The organism is Parabacteroides sp. B2-S-102 (assembly GCF_023656665.1).
Taxonomy (GTDB): Bacteria; Bacteroidota; Bacteroidia; order Bacteroidales; family Tannerellaceae; genus Parabacteroides; species Parabacteroides distasonis.
Genome location: NZ_JAMOKM010000012.1, coordinates 145564 through 156802, shown reverse-complemented (window position 1 = coordinate 156802; position 11239 = coordinate 145564). Strand labels below are relative to the sequence as shown.

General features: G+C 46.7%; 13 protein-coding genes. 6 read left to right on the top strand and 7 right to left on the bottom strand.

Features of this window, described 5'->3' with window-relative positions:
* Window positions 1-108: 108 nt before the first annotated feature.
* Complete coding sequence (locus tag NBH07_RS22755) at window positions 109-351, bottom strand: DUF6047 family protein (protein WP_502921455.1); 243 nt, start codon at window positions 349-351, stop codon at window positions 109-111.
* A gap of 233 nt (window positions 352-584) precedes the next feature.
* Between NBH07_RS22755 and NBH07_RS15445 the strand changes: the two genes are divergently transcribed.
* The 6 genes from NBH07_RS15445 to NBH07_RS15420 all read left to right on the top strand — a co-directional run bounded on the left by NBH07_RS15445 (window position 585) and on the right by NBH07_RS15420 (window position 5189).
* Window positions 585-893, top strand: a complete 309-nt coding sequence (locus NBH07_RS15445; RefSeq protein ID WP_250833551.1) for a hypothetical protein — start codon at window positions 585-587, stop codon at window positions 891-893.
* Between the two features lie 619 nt (window positions 894-1512).
* The gene (locus NBH07_RS15440) at window positions 1513-2091 is read left to right on the top strand and encodes a hypothetical protein (RefSeq protein WP_117693473.1); all 579 of its coding nucleotides are present in this window, start codon (window positions 1513-1515) and stop codon (window positions 2089-2091) included.
* 13 nt (window positions 2092-2104) lie between these two features.
* Window positions 2105-2941 (top strand): LpoB-related protein, encoded by an 837-nt coding sequence (locus tag NBH07_RS15435; RefSeq protein WP_117693471.1) that lies wholly within the window; start codon window positions 2105-2107, stop codon window positions 2939-2941.
* Between the two features lie 8 nt (window positions 2942-2949).
* Window positions 2950-3393, top strand: a complete 444-nt coding sequence (locus tag NBH07_RS15430) for a hypothetical protein (RefSeq protein ID WP_117881297.1) — start codon at window positions 2950-2952, stop codon at window positions 3391-3393.
* Window positions 3394-3404: 11 nt separating this feature from the next.
* Window positions 3405-4268 carry a DUF6175 family protein gene (locus NBH07_RS15425; RefSeq protein ID WP_117693467.1) on the top strand — a complete coding sequence of 288 codons (864 nt, stop codon included), beginning with the start codon at window positions 3405-3407 and terminating at the stop codon, window positions 4266-4268.
* Window positions 4269-4277: 9 nt separating this feature from the next.
* Complete coding sequence (locus tag NBH07_RS15420) at window positions 4278-5189, top strand: hypothetical protein (protein ID WP_117693465.1); 912 nt, start codon at window positions 4278-4280, stop codon at window positions 5187-5189.
* A gap of 116 nt (window positions 5190-5305) precedes the next feature.
* Here NBH07_RS15420 and mobV read toward each other — a convergent pair whose 3' ends face one another.
* From mobV to NBH07_RS15390, 6 genes are all read right to left on the bottom strand, one after another.
* The gene (gene mobV, locus NBH07_RS15415; protein ID WP_117693463.1) at window positions 5306-6670 is read right to left on the bottom strand and encodes a MobV family relaxase; all 1365 of its coding nucleotides are present in this window, start codon (window positions 6668-6670) and stop codon (window positions 5306-5308) included.
* Window positions 6671-6824: 154 nt separating this feature from the next.
* Entirely contained in the window at window positions 6825-7181 is a 357-nt protein-coding gene (locus NBH07_RS15410) for a hypothetical protein (RefSeq protein ID WP_165859785.1), read from the bottom strand.
* Between the two features lie 81 nt (window positions 7182-7262).
* Window positions 7263-7655, bottom strand: coding sequence for a hypothetical protein (locus NBH07_RS15405; protein WP_005797051.1), 393 nt, complete (start codon window positions 7653-7655; stop codon window positions 7263-7265).
* A 17-nt stretch (window positions 7656-7672) separates the two neighbouring features.
* Complete coding sequence (locus tag NBH07_RS15400; RefSeq protein ID WP_005797050.1) at window positions 7673-8905, bottom strand: site-specific integrase; 1233 nt, start codon at window positions 8903-8905, stop codon at window positions 7673-7675.
* A gap of 255 nt (window positions 8906-9160) precedes the next feature.
* Window positions 9161-10261, bottom strand: a complete 1101-nt coding sequence (locus NBH07_RS15395) for a DUF6047 family protein (protein WP_250833550.1) — start codon at window positions 10259-10261, stop codon at window positions 9161-9163.
* Between the two features lie 17 nt (window positions 10262-10278).
* A complete protein-coding gene (locus NBH07_RS15390) occupies window positions 10279-11232 on the bottom strand; it encodes a DUF6047 family protein (RefSeq protein ID WP_225739829.1) in 954 nt (317 codons plus the stop codon).
* Between the last annotated feature and the right edge of the window lie 7 nt (window positions 11233-11239).

Below are 11239 nucleotides of genomic sequence, written 5' to 3'. Positions count from 1 at the left end.
CTATAGAACCCGCACATCTTTGGGTTGAATTGATGTAACAATAAATCATAGAACGATAAAATGAATAAACGACATTATGAACATACGTTACCCAATATACGAGGGAGTTTATCGAATACTTACGAAGGAGGCTACCGGACGGTAACTTCCGAACACTTCCAGTCCGGGCTGGGAGGCGGGGAAGCTCCGTCCGGGCTGCCGGGACATCTCCATCAGCCGTTTTGACGAGGTCTCGATGCGGAATATGGACAATGTCCCCGGTCCCTTTCCACAGGGGGAGTAGAAATTGTCGGCTATTTCCTGCAGGTACTCGTGCAGGTGGCGCGGGCCGTGCAGCCCCCTGTTGAACACCCTGACGCCTTGGTCCGTCTTTACGGCGGTCACGAGGAACCGGGCGCTCCTTCCTTGAAGGGTACGTTCCCGTGCGGTCTCGTATGCCACGAAGTCTTTGTAGCCTGGCGAGTGTTCCAGCCCTTCCAGGTTCCTGCGGTCCGTTTCCACACCGTGTGCCTCCAAGTAGGCGGCCCGTCTCAGCGGGACGGAGTTGCCGTCCGTGATCCCGCCGTTTTCGATGATGAAACGCCATGCCTGGGTTCCTTCTCCTGCAGTCCGCTGACAGGGGGCAGCTCCTCTTTCCGGATGCCGGCATAGAAGAGCAACAGGTTGTCGGGGACACCCCGGGCTTCCTCAAGTACGGCTTTACGGGCCGCTTCCTTGACAAACCGGATGAAGGGGTTCCCGCTTCGGGGCGTATGGTCCGTTATCATGAAGGAGGCTATCCGGTTGTCCGGACACAGTTCCAGACAGAAGTCCTTCAGCTCTTCTTTTGGGGGACGCGTTCTTTGCAGTCCCAGCTTTTCCAACCACGAGGCCATATTATCTTCCTATTTTAGATTTTTGTCAGTTAGACTTAACTGATTGAGAAATAAACTTTTAGCAAAGTATTTGAGAAGTGGCGGTAACGAGTTAGCAACCGTGCGAATTTCAGCGTTTTGCGTTGCTATGCTGTCAAACAACTCTTTAACGAAGCAAAAATAAGAAGTTTTTCTGAGAAAAACAAAATTCGGATGTATCTTTTTCCATATTCTTTTGCTTGAATGATAGAACTTAAGTATATTTGCATTATGTCGTCCACGCCGTGGAATTAACAACGATGGGTGGGCGAGATATTACATAATATAAAAGCGTCATTGATGCTTTGTCTTGTGGCTTTCTGAAACCTGAGAAATTTCGAATTGTTGGTCATGGACAATGTCTGAAGTGAATGCTACGGGTATGTTAAATTGTATCCCGGAGTGTGCAGTGAGAGTATATAATGCTCTCCGCACACTTTTATGGGAACGTGCAACATATTGGCGTGGGCAGACACTCCATTCGTTCACCAACAAGGTTTTCTCAGGACCTCAGAAGCGGACAAGTGGATGTGGAAGCCCACGTTTTTTATTATGTAATCAAAATTTTTAAGCAAAAAAATCGCCTTATCGGGTTTCTAAAGGCACAATAGTTATTTTTATGAAAAAATATGTATTAATGCTCATGTCTCTTTTCATGATGGTATGCTCCGCCAACGCTCAAATCAAGGACGACATTCAGAAAAGTAAGGAACGCGCTGCAAAATTGCAAGCATTGTGTAATGATTACAAGACATCAGGAAGTGCAAATGTGGATGGCTATGGGGATGCAGTGAAGAATGCCGCAGTTTTGGCGATTGCCAACAGTGTACAATTGGAAAATATGTACAAACGAGAAATTGGTGAAACTCAAGATGGTGTAACAGATGTTACAATTACTAAACCTACTCTTGATGAATGGGTAACATTTGCAGCGACTGTAGCAGGAGAAGCCGCAAGCATAAAAGCTGCAACGGATAAAGTTCAAGCGGCTGCTGACGAGGCAAAGAAAATGATAGAAGAGGCATCCAAGCAAAAGAATCCCATGAAAGCTGCAAAAGCTGCAAAAACAGCCAAGGCTGCAACAGCCGTAGTAGAATTTGGAAATACCGCAACTCCAATTTTAGTGGAAGAAAGTGCAGCTCAAGTAAAGGCTGTTAATACAATTATCGAAACTCTGAAATCGGGTAAAAATCTATAATCCCTAACTGATTATGAGATTTGTTATTATTACAATCATTATGACTGCGTGTATCTTTAAAGGGTATGCGCAGTCAAATGATGATGACCGCCAAGTAGTCGGTGTCGCAGAATTTTCTTGTAAAGAAAATAGCCCTTATACTGGATTGGTGACAGAAAAGGTTGTGGAAATGCTTACCAATAGTAAACGTTTCAGAGTAGTTGACCGTACCAGTCGGGAAAAAATAACACAAGAATTGGAATTACAAAAAAGCGAGGCGTTTATTGATAGTGATAATCTTGTAGAGCAAGATGTTGCTGTTGCTGCGGAAAAAATGATTACCGGAGAGATTGTCAAGATACCCGTTTACCGTATGAAAAATGGAGATGGAACAATAAGAGGTTATAAGGCAAGTGTCGCTTTTCAAATGAAGATTGTGGATGTGGCAACGGGGTTGAGTACGGAAGCAACCAGTTTTGAAGGAAAAGCAAGCGATGAGTGCCTTTCTCCGGAAAGTGCCGTTACAATGGCTATGATGTCTTTACAAGATAGAATGGCTGAATATTTTAGGATAAACTTCCCCATTACAGCTAAACTTATGAAGATTGTGAAAGAAAAAAATGGTGTGGCAGAAATTATCCTGATAAAAGCGGGTAAAAAGCATGGGATAAAAGTAGGGGATAAATTCAATGTTGAGGTGCTTGAAATTCTTGATGGAGAAATTCTACCTACTACTTTGGGAATTGTTACTGTGACAGCATTAAAAGGAGAAGCCTATTCAGAATGTAAGGTTAGTAAAAAAGAAGGTAAGGCAATCTACGAAAACTTTAATGCAAATAAGCAAATCAAATGTTTTCTTATTATAAAATAACGGTTTAGATGAAGAAAATACTGATAATATGCCTAATAATGTTGACCGCTATACTTGAAGTTTCAGCACAATATCAAGTAAGCGTATTAAACGCAACAAAAGATGCTGTTTCAATGCGTTGTGTCGGTTATGGGAAAAAGGCTACTATTGCCTCAATGGATGCAGAGTTATCCGCAATAAAGACTTTACTTTTTGTAGGAACGCAGAAAACTCAACACAGTATGCCTCTTGTACAAGAAGATAAAGCCGTAGTCGAAAACAAATACAAGAAGTTCTTTGATGCTTTTTACAGTAAAGAATATCAAAACTTTGTAGAATCATCTATCATAGTTACTCCCTACGGGAAAAACGCATTAAAACAAAAATGTATAACATTAGATGTCTGCATAAGAGTGAACCAATTGAGAACTTATCTTGAAAACAATGGAATTATAAGAAAATTCGGTTTATAAAAACAGAGCGTATGAAAAAAATTATGATACTACTACTGGCAGTATTTCTCAGTAGTATGGCATGGGCGCAGACAGCTACAGTCCAACCCAAAATAATGGTTATCCCATATACCAAACAAGGAGAAGACATTTCTCAAGTAATAGAAAATGATGTCAATAAAAGAATTGTATTAGCTAAAATACGTGAAGCTTTTGATAGTAGAGGATTTACGACCGTTGACTTTGCAGCAAAACTTAAATCTTTATCACGTACATCGGGATTGTCTCAAGAAAGTCAATCAGATTTAAAATCAATGATTATCCAGCAATCGGGTGCGGATATATATGTAGAAGCGGAAATGGATATAGTTCTTTCATCTACTGGGAATAGTGTTAAAACAATACTTACAGCGTATGATATTTCAACTGGTGGCTCTCTCTCAAATAAGGTGGGAGAAAGTGGCAAATTCTACACTGAAGATATTGGTAAACTTGGAGCAAAGGCTGTTGAAAAAGTTGCTGATGAATTCCTTGATATTATTCAAGTAAAATTCACCGATATAGTTAACAACGGACGTTCAATTAATGTGGATTTTAGTTTTGAACAAACCGCTTCCATTTCCATGTCAACAGAAATTGGCAATGATGGTTTAACCTTGTCAGACCAGTTGGAACTTTGGATGAGTGAACACGCTTATAAAAACAATTATCATATACAAGGTACAACTGATAAAAGAATGATATTTGATGATGTGCGTATTCCATTAAAAGATGACAATGGAAATAATTATAATATCAATAAATTCGGACTCGAATTTTTGAAATTTGCAAGAAGCATCGGGCTACAAATTACTCGAAGTACTGCCAATAATACACTTGTTATAACATTTAAATAGTGTCTTACGATGAAAAAAATATTTTTTCTTTTATTGTTATTAGGATATTCTTGCCTTGTTCAAGCTCAAACTGATAATGTCTATATATCTGTAGCAATGCCAAGTGACTGTACCCTTGACGGTAATACAAAATCAATTCTTAAAAACAAACTTTTACAAATTCTTTCTACGGAAGGTGTCGCAGGTACTGAATGTGGTGCTATCATTATAGTTCCGGAAATCAATATAATCAACTCCAATTCTGTATATGGTGGAATGAGACAAATTTTGTCTGTAGAGCTTGGTATAACTGTGACTGTTAGGAACATGATAACAAATACTGTATTCAATACCATGCAAATTGCCTCTAAAGGTGAAGGCTATTCTGATAATGAAGCTAAACGTTCGGCTATCAATAAAATAGATGCACTTAATACTGATTATTCAAGATTTGTAGAAGCAACTAAAATGAAAATATCTGATTATTATAGAAATAATACAGTCTCTTTAATAACCAAAGCCAATACTTTGGCTTCTCAACAACTGTTTGACGAGGCTCTTGCTTTACTTTCTACTTATCCCGAATCATTGCCCGGATATACAAAAGTTTCAAATGCAATGGTATCCATATTCAAAAAATGCCAGACACAATATTGCAGTCAGATTTTACTATCGGCTCAAGCTGCTTATTCTAAGCATGATTATACAGAAGCGGCAGAACTTGTTTCTATGATTGATGCACAAAGTAGCTGTGCCGCACAAGCTAAAGCTTTACTTAATTCTATAAAAAAAGGAATGGATAAGCAGTATAATGATATAATCGCAATGGAAAAAGAGAAAATCCGTTCAGATGAACGTATCAAGTCTGCACAAATAAAAGCTATCAAAGACATTGCTACCGCATATTTCAAACGTCAAACAGAGTATATATTCTTTTGGTAACTGTAAATTCAAATAAAGCAACTCCTAACGGTAAATAAATGTATCGGTCATTCTTACTTAGCATTCAGCAATAAAAGATACGGAACAGAAAAAGCTGCTCCGTATCTCTTAGTTATTTATAATTTCATCCCCTTGCTTTTCCGTTGCGATTGTATGGGCTGTCGCATGCTTTGTTTTAGCCTCTCGAACTGCTCCTTGAACCATTCGCCAACGGGAGTTTGATTGATATACAGCACAAGTCGTTTCGATACGGATTCCTGCCTTATTTTTGCAGTGACGTTTCTTGCCGTGAAACTTCGCCCGTGTTCTTCGGAATAGAGCGTGCCATCGTGCGTTACTTCCCTGCCGGCTATCAGTGTACGGGTCTGTTCCGTGGAAAAGCCCACGATGGCGCATAACTTCTCAACCCGCAGGACTTCTTTCGCCAACGGAAACCATGCGCAGAGCTTCTCCACAAGGCGTGTAAGCCTTGATACCTCTCTCTTGTGTTCGGCTTCTTTCATCTGTATTTCCGTCATGTGCCGTTGCTGCATTTCCAGCACTTGACGGTTGTGGTCTGCCCGTATGGTCTGTATCTCGGCTTGCAGTGCTTCGATGGTTTCCTCGTGTGTGGCTACCTCCCTATGCAGGGCGGTGTTCTCCCTCTCCAGCGTCTTGACCTTGTTGCTCCCGAAAAGAGAACCGACACTCTCGGCGATGTTGGCGGCTGCGGTCGTGGCTGCCCCTTTCAGCCGTTCGGTCTGTATCTCTTTTTTCGCCCGTTCAAGCTCTTCCCGTGCCGTTTCTTTCCGTTCCTGCAATTCCACCACTTCCGTTTTCAGCTCCTCCGTCTGTCGCTTTATGTCACGGTAATATTGCTGCGTGGAAACGTGCCTCGCCTCCGAACCGTCCACGCCCCGTTGTAAACCGTATTTTTTCATCGCAACGGCGTAGCTGTCCTGATAGGCTTTCAGTTTCAAGCGGCTCATGATGTCATCTGCGCACAGCCTCACGGTGTCGGTCGGCTTCTTGCGGTAGCGTTTCTTCGCCTGCTCCTCCCTTTTCTTCCGCTTGCGTTCCCCCTTGACTATCGGCACAAGTGTGACGTGCATGTGCGGCGTTTTCTCGTCCAAGTGCAGGTGAGCCGCCACGATGTTCTCCCTCCCGAACGTGTCGGCAAAATATTTGAGGTTGTCGGCGCACCACTCGTCCAGCCGTCCCTCCCGTTCGATGCGTTCCATGTCTTCGGGTGTTGCTGACACGTTGATGCGGATTGCCCGCACTTGGTTACTTCCGATTTTGCGTGTCAGTCCCGCTTCTTCCAGCCTCCTTTGGATAGCCGCCGAACGGTCTTTCACTCCTTCGGGATATTCGATGAGTTTTCGGTTTAGATGCGTGCGTGTGGGGTCGGCGTTCTTGGGTATGATGAAACGCTCTATGTGGGCGGTCGTCCCGCTGTCGGAACCGTGCGCCTTTTCCATGTGTAAAACTACGAAACCCATATATTCTTCCTTTCTTTTTTGGCTTGTGAAACAATGATTTTTTGTATCTTCAGGGGCGGCAAATGCCGTCCCCGATGGGGTGTGCAGAGGGGCTTGCCCCTTGCCTTATTGGGGAATTTTCAGCGATACGTAGTATTGCGGCTCGGAAAATTCCCTAATAAGCTACGGTATTTTCTCCGTAAATACCCTGCGGCGTGCCGTCCGTCTGCCTTTCGGCGGTGGCTGTCCCTGCCGCCTGCTTACCCGTATAACCCCACCTTATTATTTTTCCCTTTCGGTCGGTGGTGGGCGGCGGGGCGGTCGTTTCCGTTTTTAAAGGCTCTTTTGCACGGGGCGGTCGGATACAAGGTTTTCCCAATAAATACGCTCGCAGCGAAGCGAGAGGAAGATTTATCGGGAAACGGCGCAGCCGCCTGACCTTTAAGCCGACATAAAGCCCCGTGCTTGCTTTGCCTTTGTAAACGGAAATGATTGCTCCGCTTTCCTCTGAAAAGAGAAATAGAACCTGCAATATATATCACCATAGTGATAGGTTTGCATGTTGGTATGCTGATATATTGGTATGTTTGCATGTTGATATGTTGATATGTCATCATGCTTTCCAACGGCTGTTGGGCTTGCCGTCCGAAACAACCGACACGAATACCGTCGTTTTCTCTTTTCGCCCGTGTATAATCCTCTCTAATAATGCCCTGCGGACTTTCGCCGCCCCGAACGATTCGATACGGAAAGCGAGGGCGGCTATCGTTTCGAGGTTGTAAACCTCCGCGCTGTATCTGTCCGATATGCGGATAATGCGCTTTATGTCATATATACTCAAAACTCCGCTTTTGCAGAGTGCCTTTATCCCTGCCCGAACCGTCGGGGCGATAACCCCGAACAGTTCGCAGATTTCTCGCTCGGTCATGGCGGTTGCGCCTATATCGCTCGGCAGGGAGATATTGCCCTGCCCGTCCATCGTGATAATGTTCCTTTCTTCTTTCATCGGTATTCTGTTCTTAATTAAATGGCTCGGCAGATATTCTTCTCCATATCCTCCAACTTGTGCGACAAGGTTTCCATGTCTTGGCTTATCTTCTGGGCGGTGATTTTGGCGTAAATTTGGGTGGTCTTTATGTTCGTGTGTCCCAAAAGGCGGCTCACCGTTTCGATGGGTACGCCGTGCGACAGAAGCACGGTCGTGGCGTTCGTGTGGCGTGCGACATGGTAGGTCAAACGCACCTTGAAGCCGCATTGTCTGCCTATATCTTTGAGTATCTTGTTACAACTGCCGTTGCTCGGAACGGGGAAAACATGACCGTCCCTTGCCAGCCCCTTGTATTTCTCGATGATACGCTTGGGAACGTCCAAAAGGCGGATGTTCGATTCGGTGTTGGTCTTCTTTCTTCGGGTGATTATCCACAGGTTGCCGTCGAAGAATGTTTGCAGGCGGTCGGCGGTGAGGTTCTTCACGTCCGAATACGCCAAACCCGTGAAAACAGAAAAGACGAACAAGTCCCGTACAAGCTCGTGGGTGGCGTTCTTCATCGGTGCGTCCATGAGCGTCTGTATCTCCGTTTGGGTGAGGTAGCCCCTGTCCACGCTTTCGGGAGAGTTGATATATCCCGCAAAGGGATTAAAGGGCAAACGCCCGTCGTTCCTCGCTATGGAAACGATGTGTTTCAACACAATCATGTAGCCCCACACGGTATTGGTGCGGCATTTCTTCTCCGTGCGCAGAAAATACTCGAAGTCGTTGATGAACGTGAGGTTTAGTTCCTTTAATGGAATATCCTCACGCTTGTAGGTATGGGGCAGGAACTCCCGAATATGGTTGCAGACCGTCCGATAACGGGTAAATGTACCCTGCGCCCTGCTGTGCCCGACTTTCTTCTCGAACTCGGCGTTGTGCTGCTCGAACAGCTTCAGCAAAGTTTCCTGCTTGACGCCGATACCGAGATAGGCGTCTTTGAGTTTGGCGGCGGTAACATAACCGTCCGTCTGCATTAACTCTTGATAGCGGCGGTTTACCTCCACACGGATTTTATCTACTGCAAGGTTGATTCTCTGCGCTTCGACGCTCTTGCCCGAAGCACGGCTGTTCTTCACATCCCACAAGCGTGGGGGAACGTCCATCTTGCAACTGAACTGTTTAATCTCGCCGTCCACCGTGATACGGCACATCAGAGGCAGGTTGCCGTTCGGCTTCTCGCTGCCTTTCTTCACGTAAAATAATACCTTGAATGTACTTCGCATAACTCACTCCTTTTTTTGGTTACAAAATTAGTTCTTAGTGAGTTACCGACAGCTATGTAAATCAACGCAAAACGCAGAAAAAGAACCTTTTAGCAAGAAATTTGCACCCGTTACGGGAGTAACGAGGTGGTAACTGAACTTCTGCGCCGTTTGGCTTCGAGGTGGTATTTCGTTGGCTCTGTCCCATAGAAAAACAAAGCGTAACGAACGCTCTATCAGCTAATTCGCTACGCTTTGCCCAAATTTACTTTTTCGCTATGTGTTTATTTTAGTTTTTTTACCTGTCTTTTCCGGCTTCTTTTCCCGCCTGCGCCTCGTATCCGGGGTGGGCAATTCATATCCCCGCACGTCGTATTCGTTCTGCAGGATGCGCCGTGCCGTATCGCTGACGGCTTGTCTCATGGAGCTCCCGAGCAGCGTGTCCGCCTGTGAGGAGAGGAAGGAATGGTTCATCTGCGAGTGCAGGGAGGAAAAGCTGCAGAAATGCCTGAAGTTCCTGTTTTCCGGCATCTCGTCAAGATTTCCCGTCCTGCACAGCCTGTCCAGTATGCCGATGTTGAAGGGTGTCTCACTTTCCCTGAGCTTGAATGTCTTCAGCATCTCCCGGTATCGGGCGAGGTCGGGGGACATGTCGCACTCCACGGCAGGCTTGCATCCCCGCAGGATGTCCGCCCGGAGGAATTCCGCCCTGGCGGGGATGAAACGGCACCGGTCATCAGGGGTGAACATACTGCCACACTCCCGCGCCTTTTCCACCAGCCTTGCGTTGTCCGTGCTGAAATAATAGACGCCCAGTTTGTCGGTATTCCGGTGTATCGGGCTGAAGAAGTTGTCCGCATTATACTGGAGATAGCTCTCCGCCCGCTCCAGTCCCCGGCCTGTGTCATCGAAGAGCAGCACGCCCTGTCCGGTCTGTATAGCCGTGAGTACACGGTTGCCGGTATCCTTCTCGCGGCTCCGGTGGAAGTCGTGGTAGGCTTCCAGCAGCCTGCCCGCCCTCCCGTTGTGGAGTGTCCGTTCAAGCTCGCCGACAATAAAGTCCCGGCTGTCGGTCCTCCTGTAGGAGTCGGCCGTCTCATGGACAAATCCGATATCCCGCAGCCTCTGGTGGTCGTCGGAGGGCCACGCGCCTCTGTCGATTATATCCCGCACAAGGGATTCCACCCGGTTCTTATCCCCATCGGCGGCCTCGATGCAGTAGATCCTTTCCTCGGGCAGGTAGGCCCCTTTCTGCTGTTTCCTGACCTGGCTGAAGCAGAACTCCCCGAACCGGCGGTCCAGGTCATTTGCGTCAGAAGACAGCATCCGGCAGTATTCCAGGTTGTTCCTGCCGTTCAATATGAATCCGATATACATGGTGGTACTGTTTTAATTTATAATTTTCTGCCGGAAGGCTTCCGTCCGGTCCTTTTCCTTTTCTCTGGTAACTCCTCACACTGCCCTGCCGGATGACGGATGCCGTCCTTTACCCGGTAGGTCCTGACAGGGAACGGTTCACCGGATACCAGTAATTTGTGCTGTATGAAATCCGCCATGCAGTAGAGCAGGTGCCGTGAGGCGGGGCGGTCATTCTCCGGAAGGTACAGGGCGTGGCCTTCGGAGAGCACCCTGAACTGCTCGTTCTCCAGCTTCACGTTTCCCACGAGCAGGGCGGTGTCGGGATTACTGAGGTATTTCTCCAGTGACCGGTGCCCCCTTACGTCAAAGTCCCGGCGGAGGATATCGTCCGCCTTTTTCCTTATCTCGGATGAAAGTTTCCTGAAAGCCTGCGGGTCAAACAGCTCGGCGGCTTTCACCTGCGTCACCTCTTCGAGCCGTTCGGCCAGGGGAAGCAGTTCCCTGTAATAGGTGAACGGCCGGTCATGGATATTCATGTAGCCGCGCTCCCTGATCGATAGCAGGCGGTATATGTCCTCGTTCTCCGCTCTGGAGGAGAGTTCAAAACCCGTATATCCCTTCACTTTGGAGAACAGCCCCCGGTATTCGTCGGCTGTCGGGTTCATCGCGTGGTAGAGCCTTGGCTCGAGGCTGTCGACAAACCAGGCGGGGAGGGCCTTCAGTGGAATGTATTCCGCCTTTCCCGTCCCTTCCCGGCAGGACATGCCATGTCCGCCGCCGTTGATATGGTGCATCAGCTCCCTGCGCCGCCCGGAGTACTCGTAGATCTCCAGCGCCCCGTCATGGGCATGCGGTTCGAAGTACCTGTCAGCGGCACGCTGGAGATATCCCCTGAGGGCCTCCTCACCGGCCTTGTTGCCGGAGAACAGCAGGTAACCGTGATTTCGGAGCACCACTTTCAAGGGTGCGGTCCTGTTGCTTTTTTCCATTGTCATA